The sequence below is a fragment of the Phaeobacter italicus genome (assembly GCF_019801785.1).
In the GTDB taxonomy this organism is placed as follows: domain Bacteria; phylum Pseudomonadota; class Alphaproteobacteria; order Rhodobacterales; family Rhodobacteraceae; genus Phaeobacter; species Phaeobacter italicus.
The window spans coordinates 26,354-49,106 of record NZ_JAHVIJ010000010.1 but is presented as its reverse complement, the minus strand read 5'-3'; the positions used below and the strand labels follow the sequence as shown (position 1 = coordinate 49,106).

18 protein-coding genes and 1 pseudogene are annotated in these 22,753 nt (G+C 57.9%); 5 read left to right on the top strand and 14 right to left on the bottom strand.

Annotated elements, in window-relative coordinates:
- Both KUV39_RS18090 and KUV39_RS18085 read left to right on the top strand, forming a co-directional pair.
- Positions 1-222, top strand: coding sequence for a tautomerase family protein (locus KUV39_RS18090; RefSeq protein WP_209035567.1), 222 nt, complete (start codon positions 1-3; stop codon positions 220-222).
- Positions 219-1,178: an NAD(P)H-dependent flavin oxidoreductase gene (locus KUV39_RS18085; protein ID WP_222460558.1), complete on the top strand. Its 960-nt coding sequence runs from the start codon at positions 219-221 to the stop codon at positions 1,176-1,178. The genes KUV39_RS18090 and KUV39_RS18085 overlap by 4 nt, the downstream gene beginning before the upstream one ends.
- A 594-nt stretch (positions 1,179-1,772) precedes the next feature.
- On the opposite strand, the pseudogene KUV39_RS18080 reads toward KUV39_RS18085, so the two are convergent.
- The 14 genes and pseudogenes from KUV39_RS18080 to urtA all read right to left on the bottom strand — a co-directional run.
- Positions 1,773-1,889, bottom strand: a pseudogene (locus tag KUV39_RS18080) (transposase); the annotation flags it as partial.
- A gap of 461 nt (positions 1,890-2,350) precedes the next feature.
- A complete protein-coding gene (locus KUV39_RS18075) occupies positions 2,351-3,580 on the bottom strand; it encodes an AGE family epimerase/isomerase (RefSeq protein WP_222460557.1) in 1,230 nt (409 codons plus the stop codon).
- 4 nt (positions 3,581-3,584) lie between these two features.
- Entirely contained in the window at positions 3,585-5,972 is a 2,388-nt protein-coding gene (locus tag KUV39_RS18070) for a transketolase (protein WP_222460556.1), read from the bottom strand.
- A 1-nt stretch (position 5,973) separates the two neighbouring features.
- Positions 5,974-7,041 (bottom strand): ABC transporter ATP-binding protein, encoded by a 1,068-nt coding sequence (locus KUV39_RS18065; protein WP_222460555.1) that lies wholly within the window; start codon positions 7,039-7,041, stop codon positions 5,974-5,976.
- Positions 7,042-7,052: 11 nt separating this feature from the next.
- Positions 7,053-7,895 (bottom strand): carbohydrate ABC transporter permease, encoded by an 843-nt coding sequence (locus tag KUV39_RS18060; RefSeq protein WP_209035572.1) that lies wholly within the window; start codon positions 7,893-7,895, stop codon positions 7,053-7,055.
- A 10-nt stretch (positions 7,896-7,905) separates the two neighbouring features.
- Positions 7,906-8,838 (bottom strand): carbohydrate ABC transporter permease, encoded by a 933-nt coding sequence (locus KUV39_RS18055; protein ID WP_244998455.1) that lies wholly within the window; start codon positions 8,836-8,838, stop codon positions 7,906-7,908.
- The gene (locus KUV39_RS18050; protein WP_222460553.1) at positions 8,838-10,097 is read right to left on the bottom strand and encodes an ABC transporter substrate-binding protein; all 1,260 of its coding nucleotides are present in this window, start codon (positions 10,095-10,097) and stop codon (positions 8,838-8,840) included. Before KUV39_RS18050 ends, KUV39_RS18055 begins: the two co-directional genes overlap by 1 nt.
- A 42-nt stretch (positions 10,098-10,139) precedes the next feature.
- Positions 10,140-11,291, bottom strand: coding sequence for an aminotransferase class I/II-fold pyridoxal phosphate-dependent enzyme (locus KUV39_RS18045; RefSeq protein ID WP_222460552.1), 1,152 nt, complete (start codon positions 11,289-11,291; stop codon positions 10,140-10,142).
- On the bottom strand, positions 11,284-12,033 hold the full coding sequence (locus KUV39_RS18040) for a FadR/GntR family transcriptional regulator (protein ID WP_224834630.1): 750 nt from the start codon (positions 12,031-12,033) through the stop codon (positions 11,284-11,286). Before KUV39_RS18040 ends, KUV39_RS18045 begins: the two co-directional genes overlap by 8 nt.
- A 590-nt stretch (positions 12,034-12,623) precedes the next feature.
- Positions 12,624-13,319, bottom strand: coding sequence for an urea ABC transporter ATP-binding subunit UrtE (gene urtE / locus KUV39_RS18035; protein WP_222460551.1), 696 nt, complete (start codon positions 13,317-13,319; stop codon positions 12,624-12,626).
- A 3-nt stretch (positions 13,320-13,322) separates the two neighbouring features.
- Positions 13,323-14,063 (bottom strand): urea ABC transporter ATP-binding protein UrtD, encoded by a 741-nt coding sequence (urtD, locus tag KUV39_RS18030; RefSeq protein WP_222460550.1) that lies wholly within the window; start codon positions 14,061-14,063, stop codon positions 13,323-13,325.
- The gene (gene urtC, locus KUV39_RS18025; RefSeq protein WP_222460549.1) at positions 14,060-15,289 is read right to left on the bottom strand and encodes an urea ABC transporter permease subunit UrtC; all 1,230 of its coding nucleotides are present in this window, start codon (positions 15,287-15,289) and stop codon (positions 14,060-14,062) included. The genes urtD and urtC overlap by 4 nt, the downstream gene beginning before the upstream one ends.
- A gap of 3 nt (positions 15,290-15,292) precedes the next feature.
- Positions 15,293-17,245, bottom strand: a complete 1,953-nt coding sequence (urtB, locus tag KUV39_RS18020; RefSeq protein ID WP_222460548.1) for an urea ABC transporter permease subunit UrtB — start codon at positions 17,243-17,245, stop codon at positions 15,293-15,295.
- A 61-nt stretch (positions 17,246-17,306) separates the two neighbouring features.
- Positions 17,307-18,587 (bottom strand): urea ABC transporter substrate-binding protein, encoded by a 1,281-nt coding sequence (urtA, locus tag KUV39_RS18015; protein WP_222460547.1) that lies wholly within the window; start codon positions 18,585-18,587, stop codon positions 17,307-17,309.
- A 724-nt stretch (positions 18,588-19,311) separates the two neighbouring features.
- On the opposite strand from urtA, the gene KUV39_RS18010 reads away from it, so the two are divergent.
- The 3 genes from KUV39_RS18010 to KUV39_RS18000 all read left to right on the top strand — a co-directional run bounded on the left by KUV39_RS18010 (position 19,312) and on the right by KUV39_RS18000 (position 22,742).
- Positions 19,312-20,343, top strand: coding sequence for a LacI family DNA-binding transcriptional regulator (locus tag KUV39_RS18010; RefSeq protein ID WP_008561498.1), 1,032 nt, complete (start codon positions 19,312-19,314; stop codon positions 20,341-20,343).
- 113 nt (positions 20,344-20,456) lie between these two features.
- Positions 20,457-21,764 (top strand): ABC transporter substrate-binding protein, encoded by a 1,308-nt coding sequence (locus tag KUV39_RS18005; protein WP_222460546.1) that lies wholly within the window; start codon positions 20,457-20,459, stop codon positions 21,762-21,764.
- Between the two features lie 111 nt (positions 21,765-21,875).
- Positions 21,876-22,742 (top strand): carbohydrate ABC transporter permease, encoded by an 867-nt coding sequence (locus KUV39_RS18000; RefSeq protein WP_037302795.1) that lies wholly within the window; start codon positions 21,876-21,878, stop codon positions 22,740-22,742.
- Positions 22,743-22,753 lie beyond the last annotated feature (11 nt).

Here is a 22,753-nt window from a genome sequence, read left to right as displayed (position 1 = left end):
ATGCCCTATGTGAATATCAAAGTGACCCGTGAGGGAGGCCCCGAGGGGACAGGCCCGAGCGCGGATCAAAAGGCGCAGCTGATCACCGGGGTCACCGGTCTGCTGCAGGACATTCTGGGCAAGAACCCGGCAACCACATTTGTGGTGATCGACGAGGTCGCGCTGGAGGATTGGGGTGTCGGCGGCCTGCCGGTGCAGGACTACCGGAAGCAGGCACAATGAAGACTCGGCTGACAGAGGCGCTAGGGATCACCTGTCCGGTGATCCAGGCGCCGATGGCCTTTGCTGCGGGCGGCGCGCTGGCCAGCGCCGTCTCCGGCGCCGGAGGGCTGGGCATGATCGGAGGTGCTTACGGAGATGCCGAATGGATCGAACAGCAGTTCGGCATCGCTGCGGGTGCCCGCGTCGGCTGCGGGCTGATTACCTGGAAGCTTGCACAGCAGCCGCAACTGCTTGACCTGGTACTGGCGCACGACCCGGCGGCGGTTTTCCTGTCCTTTGGCAACCCGGAGCAGTTTGCGCCTGCGATCCGGAATGCCGGAGTGCCGCTGATCTGCCAGGTACAGACCTGGCGCGATGCGCGGCAGGCGCTGGAGTGCGGCGTGGACATCATTGTTGCGCAGGGAGCGGATGCCGGCGGCCATGGCGAGGCGCGCGGCACCTTTGCGCTGGTCCCCGAAATCGCGGACGAAATTGCGCGGCAGAACAGCCAGGCACTGCTCTGTGCAGCGGGCGGTGTTACCGACGGGCGCGGTCTGGCTGCGGCGCTGATGCTTGGGGCGGACGGGGCGGTGATCGGTACCCGGTTCTGGGCCTCGTACGAGGCGCTGGTGCATCCGCGCATTCTGGACCGTGCGTTGCGGGCAACCGGGGACGACACAATCCGTACCAAGGTTGTAGACGTGGTTCGCGGTTTCGACTGGCCCGGCCGCTACAACGGCCGTGTTCTGCGCAACCCGTTTATTCGGAAATGGCACGGCTCAGAAGACGCCTTGAAGCTGGAAGTGGGCGTTGAAGCGGTAAAATGGGCGGCAGCTCAGGAAGCCGGAGAACCTGATGTTGCAACCGCCTTTGCAGGCGAAGGCATAGGTCTGATCCGCTCTGCGGCGCCTGCCAGCGATATTCTGGCGCAGCTCGTGGCGGACGCGCAGCGCTGTCTGGCTGGGGCAACTGGATAGCGCGGCGATCCGGGAAGAGCCGGAAACACCTGAGCTGGAATAGGCGGCAGCATGGTGTCTGCCGCCTGCTCCAGTTGGGGCGCAAATAGGCAATCTTGCTGCACGTTGTCCAAGCGGTTGCGTTTCCAATTGCAAACTTGTGGTTGGCGAAAGCAGGCAAACAGCATTCTGATGGTTCGGAATTGGCCAAGACCTGCCCATCACTATGTTTGGCATTAACGCCGGTTTCCGCGATAAGGCCCGAACTTTGCACAGGCCGATGCCCGCTCAAAGCGGGTTTTCTATGCACTTCGCGCTGCCTCAGCGGCGAAGGTGGCAGAGCTTCGCTCTGCTGACCCAACGGTGACCTCTTTTTTACGCAGTTGCAGCGAACGTATCCTTTGAAGAGCCGCGTCGTAGCAACAAGTTTGATGGAAAAATTCCGGTTTGCGCCGGGCTTTCTCGCGGGAATTCGCTGCGGCTGCTCGCTCGGTAAAATGGCCTCATTCCAGCCTTCGGTTGTGCGGTTCATCGATGGGTATGATGCGGGATGTCCCGACATAGGTGTCTGGGCATGTTGCTGGCACAGCATTTCTTCGCTACGGGTCTGCCCCCTCCCTCGGCGGCGAACTTGGTTCCGGTGCTGTCCAAGAGCAGAGTGAGCGGACACTCGGTGCGGCGATAGGGTGTCTGGACGGCCATTGTCTTCTGCCTGCGGCGTAAAAACGGATAGCCGACCGCAGAGGTCAACATGCTTCCAGCCGAGGTTTTGTCATAAAACGTTTAGCACGTCTGGCCGTTTGCGAGATTTACGAATGCGAAAGTTGTCGGTCGGTCTCTTATGAGAATGTGGTGGGTGTGGAGATGGCTAGCGTTCAACGCATCGACGAATTGACGGCCGATGACACCACTGGACAGCCGGTCAACAGGCCCCCGGGTACACCCAACCGCACCAAGGCGATGATGGTGTTAAACGCTCGCCCAGCACAATGGGGATAAAGCCCTGATGGCCAGATCGGGTGGTTTCCGCGATTATGTCGATCAACGCTTCCCCACAGCACAGGATTATTTGTGTTTCCTCCAAGTTGTTGATTGACACCAGCGCATGGAGGGTCGTTCTTCGCTGCTCAATGACAGCATCAGAAAGCTGGCTAAAGAGAGCCTCGTGTGCTCCACGTGACGGGGTCGGCTGTTCAAAGCGACATCATCCTCGAGAGTCGCCCTGACATAGGGAACAAACAGGCTTGTAGGGAATGGTAAATGTCGGGTTTACCCTCAAAGATCGACGTTACGACCTGCCCTGTTTCATCTACTGCCGGGAACCAGCCGCCATGGATGTGATCCACATGGGTATCATTTGCGTAGTTCCAAAGCTTTCTGTACCAGGTTTCATCCGCGGGCGATCTGTCTAGGGCGATCAGGGCCGCGACCGCTCCGATTGCTTCGGTAACCGGCCACCAAAACCGGGACACATTGTCAACCTGGCCAGTGAAATCAAGCGTGTAGGCAAAGCCGCCCTCGGGCAGCCAGGCATCCCCTAACGCCTGTTCAATCAGGCGACGCGCTGTTTCGGGGGCATCAGAATCTGGTCGCCCCGACAGATCCCAGTGCTGCAATTGAAGCCGGCCCAGTTCAAAGGAATGGCCGGGCGTGGTCCCTGCGGGTCTGAACATTGGATCCCCGGCGTAGCCGCGATCAACCTGCCAGTCAGATGTGTAATGCTCTGGCAGGCGCCAATTTTCCTCCGGTGCGATTTTGCTGATAAAAAACGCCAGAATGCGACCGGCGCGGTTAAGATAGATTTCATCTCCGGTTGCCTCATAGGCCGTCAGCAGTGCCTCGACGCCGTGCATATTGGCATTCATGCCGCGATAGGTAGAAAATGGGGTCCAGTCCCGGTTCCATTCATCGCAGAACAATCCCGCGTCGTCGTCCCAGAAATGCCGGTCCAGAACTGCGCGAACATCTGCCATCAGGCGGTCTGCTTCCGGGTGGCCTGCCAGTTTCGCGCTGGCCGAGGCAAGCAGGACAAAGACATGCCCGTAGGCCAGCTTGCGATCATCCTTGATCTGATCGCCGTCCAGCGCCCAGAGGTAACCACCATGCGCGCGATCCCGGTGGTGGCTGTTCAGATAGGCCATTCCGTGATCAATGATCCGCTCCGCGCCCTGAAACCCTGACAGATGCCCTAACGCGAAAGAGTGAACCAAACGGGTTGTGGTGTGCAATTCTTGCAATTGTCCTGGCAGGGGCGTTCCATCGTGATCCAGGATGTGGAAGCCGGGGCCCTGCCGACAACTTGTGCTGAAAAACTCAAGTTGTCGCAGAGCCTGTTCCATCAACCAGTTGCGATGGTGAGGGGTGTCAAGCCAGAACTTCGGTTCAGATGGCGTACCCGGGGGCATCAGGTGGTTGTTGGTCATCTTCTTATCCCGCAAGCTGTGTAATATAACGTGCTCCGCGCCCCGGCATCAAGGCACGGGCGGCGTGCATTATGGCGTTCGCATCTAGGCCATGCAGGTGATAGGTGTCTTCCACACTTGCCGCCTGTCCAAAATGTTCCACACCAAGGGACTTGGTACGGTGCCCCTGCACGCCGCCAAGCCAGCCAAGGCCCGCCGGATGCCCATCAGCCACCGTGATCAACCCTGCGTCGCGCGACACATTGGCCAACAGGTGCTCGATATGGGACAGCGCCGTGTAATCTCCACGTTGCCGGGCGCGTTCGGCGGCCTGCCATCCCGCGTTCAACCGATCAGCGGATGTGACCGCCAGAACGGCAACGTCTCGCACATCTTCGGAGAGCAGGCCCGCGGCCCGAATGACCTCGGGCGCGACGACGCCGGTATAGGCCAGCACAACCGAGCTTGTTGCGGTTGGGGGGCGCAACCAATACCCGCCCGCAATCACATCCTGCGCAAGCGCGTCGGTCATCTCGCGCCCGATCTGTTCGTGTGGAACCGTCGACAGGCGCAGATACACGGATCCGCCCTTTTCGTCGCGCAACCAGTTTTGCTCGGCCTGAGCCCTCCCACCATCGCGCTGCATATAGTCGAAACCCCAGCGCATGATCACGTTCAGCTCGTCCGCAAAAGCGGGTTCAAACGTGGCAAGGCCGTCTTGCGCCATGCCGATCAGCGGGGTTGAAATGGATTGGTGCGCGCCGCCTTCGTGGCTGAGCGACACGCCTGACGGGGTGGCCGCCAGCATGAATCGCGCATCCTGATAGCAGGCATAGTTCAGCGCATCGAGCCCGCGACAGATGAAGGGATCATAGACCGTCCCAACTGGAAACAACCGTTCGCCAAACAGCGAATGGGACAGCCCGAGCGCGCCCAGAAATGTAAAGAGGTTGTTTTCCGCGATGCCAAGCTCGATATGGCGCCCGTCCGAATGTCTGCGCCACTTTTGTGTCGAGGGGATGTCCTGTTCGCGAAACACATCGCTTTGTTCAGATTTGGCAAACAGACCGGTCTTGTTGATCCATGGACCCAGGTTGGTCGACACTGAAACATCAGGCGAGGTGGTGACAATCCGCTGGGCAAGCGCTGGCGCGTCGCTGGCGATGGCCGACAATATCTGCCCAAATGCTTCTTGCGTGGACGCGACTTCCTTGATCCTTGGCCGGGCTTGCTCGTCCACCCGGATCGCGGGGGCGCTGTGGCGGCGGCGGCCTTTGGCGTTAAACGGTATGGTGTCCAGAAAGGCCTGAATGTCCTCTCGCGGGATATCCATACCGGCAAAACGATCCCATTCGTGGCCCGCCGCGATCCCCAGATCGTCGCGCAAACCTTCAATCTGCGCGGTGGTCATGATCCCGGCGTGATTGTCCTTGTGACCGGCAAGCGGTAGCCCATGGCCCTTCACCGTGTAACAGATGAAACAGACCGGGCGGTCGTGATCAATGGCCTTCATTGTTTCGGAGATCAGGGCTGCGTCATGCCCGGCCAGATTGCCCATCAGCTGCGCCAACGCATCATCATCGTGATCCGCGACCAGTGCCAGCGCCTCGTTGTTGCCGGCAAAATCCTGCTCCAGCTGCGCGCGCCATGCGGCTCCGCCTTTGAAGGTCAACGCAGAATAGAGCGCGTTTTCGCAATGATCGATCCAGCTGCGCAAGGCATTCCCCCCAGGACGCTGAAACGCGGCCTGCATGAGAGAGCCATATTTCAGCTCGATCACCTCCCACCCGCAAGCGACAAAGATATCGCGAAACCGCGCATTCAAGCCTTCGGTCACAACGCCATCAAGTGATTGGCGGTTATAGTCAATGACCCACCAGCAGTTGCGCAAATCATGTTTGGCGCCCTCCAAAAGCGCCTCATAGATATTGCCTTCGTCCAGCTCGGCATCGCCGACCAGCGCGATCATCCGACCCTTGGGCGCATCGAGCCAACGGTGACCCGCCAGATAGTCCTGCGTCAGGCTGGCAAACGCCGTCATCGCAACCCCCATCCCAACCGATCCGGTCGAGAAATCGACGTCATCCAGGTCTTTGGTGCGCGAAGGATAAGGTTGTGCGCCACCCAGTCCCCGGAAATCCTGCAATTGCTGCAAGCTCTGATTGCCCAGCAAATACTGGATCGCGTGGAAAACCGGGCTTGCGTGCGGTTTCACGGCAACGCGGTCCTCGGGCCGCAGCACATCGAAGTATAACGCGTTCAGGATTGCGTTCATCGAGGCCGATGAGGCCTGATGACCGCCCACTTTGATCCGGCCTTTGGCGCGAACGTTATTCGCATTGTGGATCATCCACGACGACAGCCATAGCGTCTTTTTCTCAAGCGCGGCCCGAATATCCAAATTACCGGCCATCTCAGATGGCCTGTCGCAATGCGGTGCCATCTTTGGCAAACAAATGGGCATGTTGCGTCTGAATGCGCAGGCCGAGCCGTTCGCCGGACGTCACCGGGATATTGCCGTGTTTGCGCACCATCATCGGGCCGATCCCCTCTACATTGACGTAGATGTTTGTGTCAGAGCCCAGATGCTCAACCACATCAGCCACGGCCGACAGATCACCCGCGCCATTGTCGACCACATCAATATGTTCCGGCCGGACCCCCAGTTCGTTCGCCTGCGCGATCAGGGGCTGGTCGGGCAGCCGGATTTCGGTGCCGTTCCCGGTGGTGACGCCAACGTCGCTGCCGGTGACGGGCACGATATTCATGGTGGGCGAGCCGATGAACTGGGCCACAAACTTGTTGGCGGGCCGCTCATAAAGCTCCAATGGGCTGCCAACCTGTTGGATATCTCCCCCATTTAGAACCACAATCCGGTCCGCCAGTGTCAGGGCTTCGACCTGATCATGGGTCACATAGATCATGGTCGCGCCAAGTTTCTGGTGCAGCCGGGCAATTTCCAGGCGCATCTCGACCCGCAGGGCGGCATCAAGGTTCGAGAGGGGTTCGTCAAACAGGAAGGCGCGGGGGTCGCGAATGATGGCCCGGCCCATGGCAACGCGCTGACGCTGACCCCCTGACAGGGCCTTGGGCAGACGATCCATCAGATGGGTCAGACCCAAAGTCTCTGCCGCCCGGGCCACTTTTGCTGAACGCTCGGCCGACTGTTCTTTGCGGATTTCCATCGAAAATCCCATGTTCCGCGCGACATCCATATGCGGATACAGCGCGTAGGATTGGAACACCATCGCGATGTCCCGGTCGCGCGGGCGCACATCGTTCATGCGCGCGCCGTCGATCAGGAAATCACCGCTGGAAATCGGTTCCAGACCGGCAACCATGCGCAACAGGGTTGATTTCCCGCAACCCGACGGGCCGACCAGAACGATGAACTCACCGTCTTGGATATCAAGGTTGATGTTGCGCAGGACCTCGACGGATCCATAGCGTTTTGCAACGTCACGAAGTTCGATACGTGCCATGATCTGGCCTCCTATCCTTTGACCGCGCCGGAGGTGAGCCCCTGCACGAGATAGCGTTGAATGAAGATGAAGAAGAGGCAGCTTGGGATCAGCGCCAGCACGCCCGCTGCCATCATTTGCCCCCAATCGACCGAAAATTTGGACACAAAGGTCAGCAAGCCAACCGGGAAGGTCATCGCGTCGTTTTTCGAGATGAGCATCAGCGCAAACAGCAATTCTGACCAGGCCGCGGTGAAGACAAACCCCAGCGTCGCCCCAAGACCGGGCAGTGTCAGCGGGAACACCACTTTGCGCAGCGCCTGAAACCGCGAACAGCCATCCATCATCGCGGCCTCTTCCAGATCTTTGGGGATGCCGTCAAAGAAAGACTGCATCAGGAAGGTCGCAAAGGGGATATTGAACGCGGTGTAGACGACAATCAGGCTGGTCAGTGAATTCAACAAGCCCAATTCGGCCACGATCTTGTAGATCGGCGCGATGATCATCAAAAGCGGAAACATCTGGGTGACCAGCATCAGGGCAATGATGATCCGCTTGCCCGCGAACACAAAGCGCGAGAACGCATAACCTGCGGCTGCCGCAAACAGGGTGGTAAAGAACGCAGCACCCAGCGACACGATCAGCGAGTTCCGGAAATAGGCCATAAAGTCAGTTTGAAAGATGACCTTCGTGAAGTTCGCAAATGTGACCTCGCTTGGAAACAGGCGGGTGCCTTCTGAATAGATCAGATTGTCCGGGGTCAGCCCGATCTTGAGCAACCAGTAAAGCGGGAACAGCGCGAAGGTCAGGTAAAACGCAAGGGCTGCGTATTTGGCCACGACCATGGCGGGGTTGGGTTTCTTGACAGCTGACATGGCCAGTTCCTTAAATTTTGACCAGCTTCTTACGAAGCCAGAGCAGGATGACAGCGTAGATCAGAAGGATCCCCAGCAGCGCGACGGCAATGGTCGACGCATAGCCGAAATCCAGTTTGCGGAAGGCGGTGGTGAAGATGTAGGTCGACAGGATCTGCGTCGAATTTGCAGGCCCGCCGCCGGTCATCACAAAGATCAGATCCGCAAAGTTGGCGATCCAGATGGTGCGCAGCATCACGGTGATCGCGATCATCGGCGCAAGGAACGGCAGGGTGATCTTGGTGAAGGTCTGCCACGGGGTCGCACCGTCCACTTCCGCGGCCTCATAAAGCTCGCCCGGAATGGATTGCAGGGCGGCCAAAAGCGTGATGGCAAAGAACGGCACACCGAACCAGATATTGGCCGTGATCGGACCCCACATCGCCAATTGGGGGTCGCCCAGGATGTTGTAGGGGTCTGACAGAATGCCAAGAGCCGCCAGCCAATGGGGCAACGGGCCGATCACCGGGTTGAAAAGCCACGCCCATGTCAGCGCGGACAGAAAGGTCGGTACGGCCCAGGGCAGAAAAACAAGCGCCTGAAACAGTTTCTTGCCATAGAAATGTGTGTTCAGAAGCATGGCAAGGCCCAGGCCCAGCAGGAACTGGAACGTGATCGACCAGAAGGTCCAGAACAGCGTATTCTCCATCGCAATCCAGAATTTCCGGTCGCTCCAGAGATCGACATAGTTTTCAAAGCCGATCCAGCCCGAGGCAAAGGGTTTCAACAGCTCAATGGATTGGAACGAGTAGGAAACCCCGATGATCAGCGGGAACATGATCACCGCGCCGATCAGAAGGATTGCCGGCGACAGGTAGAAGAAAGGCTCGACCAAATATTGCAGGTAAAGCGAGCGTCGTGCCCGGGTTTCCCCGGGCCTGACAGTTTTTTGAGCGCGGGCCATCACTGGCTTGCCTTCCACTTTGCGTGTTCCTCGGTCAGGAACGCAGCCCATTCATCCGCAATCTCTTGCGCGCTGCGTTGTCCCAGCAAGGCTTCCTGGCTGCTCTCCAGCAACATCGTGCTGGCGAAATACCCCCATTGCTCAAGGTAGAAGGGCATGATGGTCGGCACGTATTCTTTGCCATTCAGCTCTTCAAACCAGCCTTTGAACTGCTCGGTCTTGAAATAGGGGTCCTGATCGGCACCTTTGTGGATCGGAATGACGCCAACCCGTTTGGCCCAGGTGGCGTTGGCCTCGGGCGAAGACAGCGCCGCGACCAGATCAAAGGCTTTGTCTTCGTGCTCGGTGGCCTTGAAGACTGACCAACCGGCATATCCGATCGTCGGGAAAGCCTTGCCCGCCGGGCCGACCGGCATCGGAATAACCGCAAAATCTTCGGCGGGCATCCGTTCGGCGATGGCGATCAGCGCGTCGGGGTCCTGATCAAGGAAAGCGCAGGTGCCGGAATAGAACCCGGCCACGATTTCGTTGAAGCCCCAGCTGACGCTGTCCTTGGGGGCATATCCGTTTTGATACATGTCGATCATGAACTGGATGCCGTCGACAGATCCGGGTTCGTTGATGCGGCTGACGCCGTCTTCGGTGAAGAACTCGTTGGTGCCATTCATGGCTGCGGCGAACATGATCCAGCCATTGGTGCCACCGGGACCACCGCGCAGACAATAGCCGTGTTTGCCATCAAGCTTGGACACTGCTGCCGACGCCGCCATGAACTCTTCCATCGTGTTCGGAGGGGTGTCGATGCCCGCTTCGGCCAGCAGTTTCTTGTTGTAGAACATCGCCCGCAAATAGAAGCCATACGGGATCATATAAAGATCGCCCGACTGGCTGCCCATCGCTACGGTCTTATCGGTCAGCGTTGCCCCATGTTCCCACCCGGCAACATGATCTTTCAGGCTGGCCAACTGACCGGACCCTGCATAAAGCGCCTGCCAGCTGTCGGGCATTTCAACCACATCCGGGATGTCGCCCCCCGCCACCATCGTGGCCAGCTTTTCAAAGGCGCTGCCCCATGGCAGTGACACGATTTCAACCGTGACATCAGGGTTATTGGCCTCAAATTCATCGACCACCCCCCGAAGCACCTCGGTGCGCTCGGGGCTGGTGATCACCTCCACAAGTTTCAGCGTGGTCTCGGCATATGAAGCCGTTCCCATCAGCACGGCGGCAGCCGTCAGCCCTGCAAATAGATTATTCATGTTTTCCTCCTGTTGGTTTTATGTCTTTGAAAGCCCGCGTTTTTAGGCGGTGCTTTTTGCAAGCGCCGATCTGAAATCGGCCCATAGATCTTCAGCGGATTCGAGCCCAAGATTGAGGCGCACTAGGTTGGGCGAGACGCCGAATTTCTGCATCGAGTTCTGTTCCCCGGCCTGGGCCAGGCCGACGCGGGCCGGCAGGATCAGGCTCTCAAAGCCCCCCCAGCTCACGCCGAGACGAAACAGGGTCAGCGCATCGGAAAACTCTGCAATGTCGACGCTGTCATCGAATTCAATCGACATTAGACCTGAACGACCCGTTAGCCCGGGAACATCGTTGGCGCCCGGTGAGTTGACCCGGCGCACCTGTGGCAAACTGGCCAGCCGGTCGACAAACAAATTTGCCGTCGCCTGATGCTGCATCATGCGCGCGTGCAAGGTACGCAGGCCGCGTGTCAGTAGGAATGCTTCGAAAGGGGCCAGTTTTGCCCCAAGCAAGGGGAGGGTCAGATCACGGATGCGGGCAATATGGCCCTGAGAGGAGACAACCACGCCCGCAACCGTGTCTGAATGCCCCGAGATATATTTCGAGGCGGAGTGAATGACGATGTCTATGCCCAACGTGAGGGGACGTTGGAAAACCGGGCTAGCCCAAGAGTTGTCGATCATCGTCAACACATTGTGACGTTTGGCATGGTCCGCGACGCGGCGCAGATCCATGGCTTCAAAAACAACCGATCCGGGGCTTTCCAGATAGGCCAGTGTCACATTCGAAAGAAGGTCAGGGTCGTTTTCAAACCGTTCCGGCGCATGGTAGTCAACATGCACCCCAAACGGGCGCAACATGCGTTCGAAAAACCGGTAGGTGTCGGGGTAGACATTTTCGACACAGGCGATCCGGTCCCCAGGTTTGACAAATGCCAAAATCGTGGACGAGATTGCCGCCATCCCGGAGGCAAACCCAACCGCGGCCTCGCCGTGTTCGGCGTCTGCCATAAGCTTTTCAAACGCGGCCACCGTTGGGTTTTCCACCCGCGTGTAAATCGCCGTGTCAGACCGGCCCGCCATCCGGTCTTCGAAGCTTTGGTAGCTGTCGAAAGTGAACAACGAGGTCTGAACGATCGGCGGCGTCACCGCCCCATCTGCGTCTGGAAACACCGCGGCAAGTAGGGTTGCAAGCTCTTGTTGATCAGACATCCTGACACTCCATGATTTGCAGGATTTCGGATTCGACCATATCCATGATTTCGCCCACAATCCGTGCCGCTTCATCCGCGTTTCCGGTCACAACCGCCTCTGCAAGGGGGGTGTGCAGGGGAATGGTCGCCTGACCCAGATGCGGCTGTCCGAAGGGGGCTTCGTATACCTCGTTAAATCCCTGTTGGATTTGGTGGATCAGTTGCCCGAACAAAGGGTTGCCGGTTGCCTCGTGCAATGAGGTGTGGAACCGATAGTCAGCCTCACGCCAATCCTCGCCAGCGGCGTGTACTGCAATCAGCTCGGCAACACGGGCGGTGATCAAGCGCCCATGCTCTTCGGTGCAGTTCAGGGCGGCCATGCGGGCGGCTTCAACCTCCAGCGGTCGGCGCACGGCATGGGTTCTCAGCAGGCTTTCTGCCTCAAGCTTCAACGTCAGTGGAAGGTGGATTGCGTTGGTCGAAACTTCGGCCGCCAGACGTGTCCCGGCTTTCTTGTTGCGCACCACAATGCCCATGTTTTGCCAGCTCGTCAGGGCCTCGCGCACCTTTGCCCGGCCGATGCCAAGCCGACGGGCGATTTCAACCTCGGGGGGCAGGCGGTCCCCGACTTTCAGACCTTCCGCTTCGATCATCTTTGAAAGCGCATTCAGCACATCGCGGCCGGTGCTTCCAGAAGGCAATACCTTTAGCGTGTTTCCGATGTTCTCAATCTGAGCCTGAAATTGAAAGTTCTCTGCCACGTACGTCGTCTCCGAATCATGCTGATTTCAATAGGTACATTTATTGTCGGACAAAATAAACAATTATGTCTGACAATAAATGTTCATTGAGCCAACCCAGGAAGACCAACCTGCGCAATAGTCTGCGACTAGGCTCTGGATCCCGTGATTTGGTTCCGGTGTTCGCGCCGGATTACTTCATTCTCCTGAATTTCGAGTGGCGTGATGAGCAATCTTTTTTGGCTGAGCGACGAACAGGGCCCTCGGCGAAGAGCTTGCCCCAGAGGGCGACGATCCCCTTCAGGCTCTTTCCCGCCATTCGCTGGATCTTCTCGTCAATGGGTATGAAGCGGACATAGGGACATTTGCAAAGTTTGAAGACCGCCCCGTAAGAGACATTCGACACACCGGCGGCATTCTGCGGTCGCAGACCACATTCCGGTCATCTGCTGCAAGTGCAGAATCTGACTATGTTTGAACCCTACATTGCGTAGCGAACCCACCGCTGCGAAATGTTGCATACAGTCCGCAATAGCTAGCTAGAGTACTAAACTGCTCCCCGTAAAACCTGCAGCTTCTCGCCGATCAACAGGCTGACTCCTTTATGAATGTCAAACCGTTACGCCTTGCAGAACCTGTTCCCGCGAAAGCTCGTCCCGCGTGCCTTGCATCAGGACCGCACCGCGCCTCAGGACGATGAACTTGTCGGCAAGATTAAAGGCGAAATCGAAATACTGCTCGACCAGAATGATGGCCATCTCTCCTTTGGTTCGGAGGTGGCGAATTACCTCGCCGATCTGCTGGATGATGTTGGGCTGAATGCCTTCAGTCGGTTCGTCCAGCAGCAATAGTTGAGGCTTGGTGATCAGCGCCCGGGCAATAGCAAGTTGCTGTTGCTGGCCACCCGACAGATCACCCCCGCGCCGGTTCTGCATCTTTTTCAGCACCGGGAACATATCGAAGATCTCGTCCGGAACAAAATGTTCATTTGTTGGCAGGCAGACAAAGCCGGCCTCAAGGTTTTCGCGGACAGTCAACAGCGGGAAAATCTCGCGCCCCTGCGGCACGTAGGCCACGCCTTTCCACGCCATCCGATGGGCTGGCAGAGGTGGAAGGGCCTCACCGTTTAGTATCAGATCGCCGCCCGAGCGCGGATGCGTCCCCGAGATCGCCTTGATCAGGCTTGTTTTCCCTACGCCATTGGTGCCCATCACGCAGGTCACCTCTCCTCGCGTGGCCTCCAGCGAGATACCGTTGAGGATTTGCGAATGCCCGTAATGTAGGGTCAGATCGGTCAGTTTCAGCATTGCTCAGCGCCCCAGATAGACATCGATGACGTCCTGATTTGATGTGACATGATCCAGTGAGCCCTCGGCCAGAACCGAGCCTTCATGCAGGACTGTGACCTTGCAATTGAGGCGGCGCACGAACTCCATGTCATGCTCGACCACAACAACGGCGCGGGTTTTGGCGGCCTGTACCAACAGATCGGTCGTGTGTTCGCGTTCTTGCGGGGTCATCCCGGCGGCGGGTTCGTCAACCAGCAGAAGACGGGGTTCCTGCGCAAGAAGCATACCGATCTCAAGCCATTGTTTTTGCCCGTGGCTGAGTTCGCCAGATTTGCGGGTCAACTCATCCTTCAGACCAATTTCAGAGGCTAGATCCGCGACCTTGTCCAGATCATCTGCTGAAGGCCGATAGAACAGCACGCCCAGCCAGCCGCGCTTGTTTTTCAGCGCCATCAGCAGGTTTTCCTGCACGGTTTGATCATCGAACACCGTGGGTTTCTGGAACTTACGCCCGATGCCAGCTTGCGCGATCTTGGCTTCGCTCATTTGCAACAGGGAAACGGATTTCTCACCCCAGATCACACGGCCTTCGTCGGGTCGGGTCTTGCCGGTGACGATATCCATAAAGGTGGTTTTGCCCGCCCCGTTAGGTCCGATCACCGCGCGCAGCTCGGCGTTACCGATCTGGAAGGACAGGTTGTGAATGGCGCGGAACCCGTCGAAGGTAACCGACACGCCGCTGACCTCTAGCAGAGTGCTCATTCCGTGGCCTCCTTTTCACGCAACGCGCTTTCATCAGGCCCCAGGGCCGCGCCGTGGCGCTGTGGCGCGTGGCGGTTGGTCCAGAGGTCGAACAACCCTCCGATCCCTTGCGGAGCAAACAGCGTGACCAGTACGAAGGACACGCCCAGCAGCACCTGCCACCAGTCGACCCATTTGATCGTGTAGAACCCCAGCGGGATATCTGGTGCCTGCCCGCCCGTGAACCATGTGCTGAGCAGGCTGACGAACGCCGCCCCGATGACGGCGCCATACAGGCGACCACGCCCGCCGATGGCGACCCAGACAGCTAGATATATCGAGGCGATCGGGGCCATCTCCTCGGGGTTGATGATGCCCGCCTGCGGATAATAGAGCGCCCCCGCTACGGCGGCGATACAGGCGGTTAGGGTGAAGACGGCCAGCTTGTAGACTTCGACCGAGTAGCCGAGGAATCGCACACGCGCCTCGTTATCGCGGATGCCCCGGATGACCGAGCCAAACTTGCCTGACACCACCCATGCCGCCAGCATGTATCCCAGCCCCAAGGCCAAAGCCGAGGCCCAGAGGAACCAGATCGACACCACATCCTGCGAAGCCGTGACGCCCGGCAGGTTCTGCAAGCCCGACAGGCCGTTGTTGCCGCGCAAGCCGCTGTCGTTCTGGAACAGGTACAGGGCCAGTGCCAACGTCATCGCCTGTGTCAGGATTGACAGGTACACACCGGTGACACGGCTTCGGAAAGCCAACCATCCGAAGATCAGCGCCAGCAGACCCGGAACCAGCACAACCAAGATTAGCTGCAGGGTCAGGCTGTGGGAAAACGCCCAGATCAACGGAAATTCCGACGATCCAACAACGCCAAAGACTTGTGTAGCGATGGCGTCGACCACCTCGGTCGAAGTTGGTGGAATTTCGGCCTGTGCCAGCGAGTCGACCACGATCAGGCGGGTGCGTTCATACATCAGCCACATGCCGATCATGTAGCCCCCCAGCCCGAAAAAGGCGAAATGACCGAGAGAGAGGATGCCCGTGAAGCCCCAAACAAGGTCCATCGCCACCGCGATGAGGCACAGACACAGAGTTTTTCCCAACGTTTTGACGAAACTGGTCGAGATTACACCGATGCCGACCCCTTCGGACAGGATGGTGACACCCAGCGTGAACAGGGACAGAATGGCCAGAAAGACCAGCACCGAGGGGTTTTGGGCTACAAAGCTGCGGTCCATAGCTCAATCCCCTGCTGCGCGGCCCTTGAGGGCGATGATGCCCCGTGGCCGAAACTGGATGAAAATGATGATGAAGATGATCATGTAAGTTTGGGCCGCGAGGGTGTTCGAGGGGGTCATCCACTCAATCCCCTTTTGCAGGAAGCCGATCATGCCTGCCCCCGCTAGCGCGCCCCAGATATTGCCCACACCGCCGACAACCACAGTCATGAAACTCTGCACGATATAGTCGCTGCCCAGATCGGACGTGACCTTGGCGAACAGTCCAATTGCAACTCCGGCGATCCCGGCGATGCCCGAACCCAGCCCGAAGGTCAGCATATTCACCCGCCCTGGATTGATGCCCATCGATCCGGCCATACGCGGGTTCTGCGTCACTGCGCGCATCTCAAGCCCCAACCGGGTGCGTTTCATGATGTACAAAAACAACCCCAGAAAGATCATCGCCAGCACAAAGATCGCGATACGGATATAGCTGATCGAGACCACGTCATTCAGCACCCAAGCGCCGTCCAGCCAGCCGGGCGCGGTCAGCGGCCTTGCCTGCGTGCCGAAGGTGTTCTTGGCCAGTTGTTGCAGCGCAATCGAGATACCGAAGGTCGCCAACAGAGTCTCAAGTGGACGCGAATACAGCCAGCGGATCACCAGCCGCTCCATCGCGACGCCCATGGCGAAGGTAACGGCAAAGGCCATCGGGATCGCGACGATGATCGACAGCGTGTGGTCGGGGATAAATTGCTGCACCACATAGCCAGTGTATGCGCCCATCATGATGAACTCACCATGGGCCATGTTGATGACGCCCATCACGCCGAAGGTGATCGCCAGGCCGATGGCGGCGAGGAAATAAATCGACGCCAGAGAAATCGCGTCCAGCGTCAGGTCGAGGGTCTTGTTCAGGCCGACCTTCAACTCAATCCGCTCCAATGCATGCGCGGCGGCAGCGGTCACGTCCGGCGAGGGCTCCGCGTAGGTATCAAAGAACACATGCGCAGCAAGTGCTGCATCAATGTCGGTTTGCGTGATCAAAGCCGGGACGGCTCCGGCCTCAGCCAATGCCTCATACGCCTGCGCGCGGGCAGCGGCGGAGCCCAGTTGCGCAACCGGAACACCCCCCACGCGACCACGATCGATATTGGCGGCCAGAGCGGCGCGGTTGTCGTCTGCCGAAACACGCGGTGCGGCCAGATCACTGGCAACCAGCAGATCATATGCCACGTCGCGTGGCAGCTCTTCTGAGTCGGGTTGCAGCACGGCGGCGATATTCATATCCGAGGGCAGCGTGACAGCGGCCTGTCGTTTGGTCACTACCAAAGGGTTCAGGGCCGCGCGAACATCGACGCCCAGATCGTCGGACATCTCTTCAATCGCAGCCACACGCGCGCCGACATCGGTGTCATGCCCAATGGTCAACAACCGTTCCAACCGCTGCTTCTGCGCCTTCAAATCGGCATCGGGTTCGTCGTCAATTGACGCGCGAAGCGGTCCCAACAGCGCCCCCTCGGGATCGCGTTGGATGGATTGCAACGCAGCCTGTCGCCGAGCGCGATCTGGATCGGTCAACTGGAACTGCACCAAAGCCGTTCCGATCATCGCGCGGATACCGCTATTGGGTTTCAACTGTTTCAGGTCGGATTTCTCAAACGTCCCGACGACCTCTCCGGTATCGAAATCGGTCAGTTCATACGACCGCCCCCCGGCTTTTTTCCCGGCAAAGAACAGACCGTCGGACTTGCGCATCCACACGTCCTTGGCGGCCCATGTCTCAAGCATCACCTGCGCCTGTGGCAACCCGCTGCTGGCAATCGCGTCAATCGCTGGTTTGATCGTCTTGCGTGAGCTTTCGGCGATGATCTCCCGATGCTGTCCCAAAATCGGCTGCAAACCGGCCTCTTGCGCGTTGGCAGTCAGGCATGCGCACAGGATCGCGAGGCCCGCAAGGTATAGTCGTAACATTTGATGAAACCCGAGATGTCTTGGGGGCAAAGCGGGCAATCACACCCGCCTTGCGTATCGTTTAGTAGTTCGACAGGGTCTGAACACAGGTCTTGGTCTCGGTATTGTACATACCGCAACCCAGTTCTTTCCAATCCGAGATCAGCACCGCCGATTCCGGCAGGAAGTCAGTCCAGGCGTCGCCCGGCACAACGTCGGTTTCGCTGATGATGTCGAACTGGCCGTCTTCCTGAATCTCACCGATCAGAACCGGTTTCGCCAGATGGTGGTTCGGCAACATGACCGCGGTGCCGCCGGTCAGGTTCGGGAATTCCTGGCCGTACATGGCGGCGCGTACATCGTCGACTTCGGTCGAGCCAGCTTCGGTTGCGGCGTTCACCCACATGTTGAAGCCAATGTAATGCGCCTCCATCGGGTCATTGGTCACACGCTCGTTGCCCATGGTGGCTTTCCATGTTTCGACGAATTCCGCGTTCACGTCGGTATCCGCCGACTGGAAATAGTTCCACGCCGCCAGATGGCCCACAAGGTTGGCCGTATCCAGACCCGACAGTTCTTCCTCTCCCACCGAGAAGGCCACGACCGGAATATCGTCTGCTGAGACGCCCGCCGCAGCCAGTTCTTTGTAAAAGCCAATGTTGGCGTCACCGTTGATGGTCGAGATCACACCAACCTTCTTGCCATCCGCACCCAGTGCGACCACATCGGCCACGATCTTGGACCAGTCAGAGTGCCCAAACGGGGTGTAGTTGACGAAGATATCCTCGTCCGCGATGCCCTTCTGCTTCAGATAGTTTTCCAGAATGTTGTTGGTGGTGCGGGGATAAACATAATCTGTGCCTAGCAGTGCGAATTTCTCAACGCCCAACTCGTCCAGGAAATAGTCGGTCGCAGGGATTGCCTGCTGGTTCGGCGCGGCACCAGTGTAAAAAACGTTCTTGGACGATTCTTCACCCTCATATTGAACCGGATAGAACAGCAGGCCGTTCAGTTCTTCGATCACCGGCAGGACCGACTTTCGGCTAACAGACGTCCAGTTGCCGAAGATCACATCCACCTCATGCACGCTCAGCAGCTCACGCGCTTTTTCAGCAAATAGCGGCCAGTCGGATGCGGGATCGACCACCACGGCCTCAAGCTGCTTGCCGAGCAGGCCGCCCTTGGCGTTTTGCTGATCGATCAGCATCAGCATGGTGTCTTTCAGCGTAGTCTCCGAGATCGCCATGGTGCCCGACAGCGAATGCAGTACGCCAATCTTGATAGTGTCTTCTGCCGATAACGCAGTGGTTGCCATGGCGGCGAAGACGGCCGATCCGGCGAGCGTGGATTTAAGAAATGTCATTAGATTCTCCCGGCGGGGCCGGCACTGAAGCCTTGCGTTGACACGCCGTCTTCTACTACCTGATCCCCGCAACTATGTGTTGCGTTACGTGTGGCGGTTGTGTCCGAGGTGCAATTCGCGCAGCCGTCACACACCCCTGGGCGTTTTCCCCGTGGTGGGCACCCATACGGTTTCTGCATTGCGGCGAAGTTGGCAAATCGTTAGCCGGGCATTCCCGGTCATTCGGCACTTGTGCTCGAATTTTCGGCGAATGTCGGGGGGATTGCCCAAGAAGTAATCTGCTGTTCTGAAAAACGGACGGGATTCGCTGTTCGGGAATAGAGTTTGACAAACAAACGCCAAAACAGGCGACATCGAACGTTGTCCCGCAGGTGCGCCATTAGACACCACGCCACGATATCGCCCCCCAAGGCTACGACGCCGCCACGCGCCCAGAGCGCAGTTCGGCTGAGCGTCAAGCGTTATTGCAAAGCCTCAGTTTTGGACGAGTTTCGCCAGTCGCCATCAGCTGTGAGCTCAGTCTAGTGTTTCTCTTACGTCCGCTGCGCGCAGATAGGCGCCACGGCAATGGAACCAAGAAACGCAAATCCATCTAGGGTGATCTGCTCAAAAAACGAAATCTGCTCTTTAGGCTGTGAAATTTGGCGCGCGTTAAATATTATGGTTCAGAAGGGCCGACGACGCGTTGGCAACTGACAACTAAGTTCTGACAAGGCGGCTGTAGATGGAAGGTAACAAGATCCGGAACATGGAAGAGTTCGCCTCGGTCAGTGGGATCTCCCGGCCGACCTTATCGAAATACTTCAACGATCCGACCAGTGTCAGGGATTCCACACGCAAGCGCATCGAGGCGGCGGTGGAACAATATGACTATCGGCCCAACCTGTATGCGATGAACCAGAACCGCAGGTTGACCAAGAATATCGGCATTGTGGTACCTTATCTCGCAGACCCATTCTTTGCTGAAATTGCGCGAACGCTTGAGAACCACGTCTTGCGGACTGGATATCGCCCGGTTCTGCTGGGATCGCACGGGCGGCCTGAACTAGAAATTGAAAATTTAGAGAACCTGAGGCTGATTAAGCCGGCAGGCGTTCTGCTTGCCCCGCTTGGTCGGGTGTCTGAACGCGAACAGATCGAGGCCTTCTGCAAAGAAGTGCCGACCGTCTTGTTCGATGCTAATATTGATGGCGTCGGACATGCCTTCGTGGGGTCGAACAATGGCCAAAGCATAGGCCTGATCGTCGATTATCTGTGTCGAACAGGCGAGCCCCCCGCCTTCTTCGAGATGGAAACGCCTACCAACCCGAATGCCTACAAACGACGCACTGCATATCTTGCCGCGATGGAGCGGCTAGACCACAAGCCTCGGCTCATTCAAGCGCCGGGTGAAGGCTGGGAGTTTGAAGAGATCGGATTCCGGGAAGGATCCCGCTTGCTCCGAGACAAAACACTGCCGACGGACACCATCCTGTGCAGCAACGACCGTTTGGCAATTGGGTTTCTGTCCGCCGCTTACGAGGCTGGATTGCGTGTTGGGCTTGGCCCTGGGTGTGCCTTACGCGTCGCCGGGCACGATGATCATCCATTCTCTCGCTACACCTGCCCAACGCTGACCACTGTTTCACAGGATTACGAGGCGATCGCCAAGAAAAGCGCAGAGGCCTTGTTGGAGCTGATCGAGGCGGGATCACCTGGTGATTCGCGCGAAGAAACCCTGTTTGAGGGTCGTTTGATTATGCGGGGGTCCGCTTAAGGCATTAGTATTAATGGATAAATGAGTAAATTTTACGCGCGTAAATATTTAAATTGACGCCAGCGGCATTGCGCCACTACCGTTAGGTCAGCATCTAATCAGGGAGGTAGAGGATGTTTGTTAAGAACGCACTCTGTGCGGCTACTGCCATTTCGCTAATCACAACTGCTGGTAGCGCATCTGCAGAAACCATCACAATCGCAACCGTTAACAACGGCGACATGATCCGCATGCAGGGTCTGACCGACGATTTTACCGCCAAAACTGGCCACGACGTTGAATGGGTCACTCTGGAAGAAAACGTGCTTCGCCAGCGTGTCACCACAGACATTTCGACCAAGGGCGGTGCTTTCGACATCATGACCATCGGCATGTACGAAACCCCGATCTGGGGCGCCAATGGTTGGCTACTCGCACTGGACAATTTGTCGGAAGGCTATGACGCCGCAGACATCCTGCCTGCAATGGCAGGTGGTCTGAGCCACGAAGGCACGCTGTATGCAGCGCCCTTCTATGGCGAAAGCTCGATGATCATGTATCGCACCGACCTTATGGAGAAGGCCGGTTTGGAAATGCCGAAGGATCCGACTTGGACATTTGTTCGCGAAGCTGCGGCGGCCATGACGGACCGCGACAACGAGATCAACGGCATCTGCCTGCGTGGCAAGGCCGGTTGGGGTGAAGGCGGCGCTTTCATCACCGCGATGTCGAATTCGTTCGGCGCGCGCTGGTTTGACATGGATTGGAACGCTCAGTTCGACACCGAGGCCTGGGCCAACACTCTGAACTTCTTCAAAGGCATGATGGACGAAAGCGGCCCCGCCGGTTACGCCACCAACGGTTTTAACGAAAACCTATCGTTGTTCCAGCAAGGTAAATGCGGCATGTGGATCGACGCGACCGTGGCTGCGTCCTTCGTGACCAACCCGAACGACTCCACCGTTGCTGACAAAGTTGGCTTCGCACTGGCCCCCGACAACGGTTTGGGCAAACGCTCGAACTGGTTGTGGGCATGGGCGCTGGCTATTCCGGCAGGCACCCAGAAACAAGACGCCGCCATTCAGTTCATCGAATGGGCCACCTCGAAAGACTATATTGAGCTGGTTGCCGCGAATGAAGGCTGGGCCAACGTTCCTCCGGGCGCACGTATCTCTCTGTATGAGAACCCGAACTATCAAGCGGTTCCTTTTGCTCAGATGACACTGGACTCGATCCTGTCGGCTGATCCAAACAACTCAACCGTGGAAGAGAGCCCCTATGTTGGTGTGCAGTTTGCCGCAATCCCCGAGTTTGCAGGTATTGCAACCGAGGTCAGCCAAGAGTTCTCGGCCGCCTATGCCGGTCAGCAGACCGTGGAAGAGGCCCTTTCGAACGCGCAGGCCCTGACCAACGACGCAATGGAAGCTGCGGGCTACCGCTAATTTCCTCCCCGGCTGGGGGCGGGTGATCCTGCCTGCTCCCGCCACCTTCCCTCGCTCATGTTATTGTTCATCTGAACGGCGTCCCTGCCGTCAACAGAAGAGGTGAGCCTGATGGCTACTCAACATTCCAGATCATCAGCGCGCCTCATGATGGCACCGGCGGTGGTCCTTCTTCTTGGGTGGATGCTCGTCCCACTGACCATGACCCTCTATTTCTCGTTCAAGAAATACCTGCCCCTTCGCGGTGGCGACCTTGGGTGGGTGGGATTTGACAACTACGCCCGTTTCCTGACCTCGAGCGCGTTCTGGCCTTCGGTTCAAACCACGCTGGTCATCGTCGGTGGGGTACTGGCCATCACCGTGGTTCTGGGCATCTTTCTTGCGATACTGTTGAACCAACCGATGTGGGGCCAAGGTATGGTCCGCATTCTGGTCATCGCCCCGTTCTTCGTCATGCCCACCGTATCGGCACTGGTCTGGAAGAACATGTTCATGGACCCGAACTATGGCCTCCTGGCCCATCTGTGGAAGCTCTTTGGCGCAACGCCTGTTGAATGGCTCAGCCAGGCCTCGCTTCCCTCGATCATCATGATCGTGTCGTGGCAGTGGCTGCCCTTCGCGACACTGATCCTGCTGACCGCAATCCAGTCCTTGGACAGCGAGCAACTCGAAGCAGCCGAAATGGATGGCGCCCTCGCACATAAACGTTTCGCTTACATCACCCTTCCGCATCTTGGCCGCGCCATCACCGTAGTCATCTTGATCCAGACGATCTTTCTTCTGTCGATCTTTGCGGAGATCTTCGTCACCACCGGCGGTGCATTTGGCACCAAGACCCTTAGCTACCTGATCTTCCAGCGCGTGCTGGAAAGCCAGAATGTCGGCTTGGGCTCGGCTGGGGGTGTCTATGCAATCATCCTTGCCAATATCGTTGCCTACTTCCTGGTGCGCATTGTCGGCAAGAACCTGGACGCGTGAAGGAGGACTGA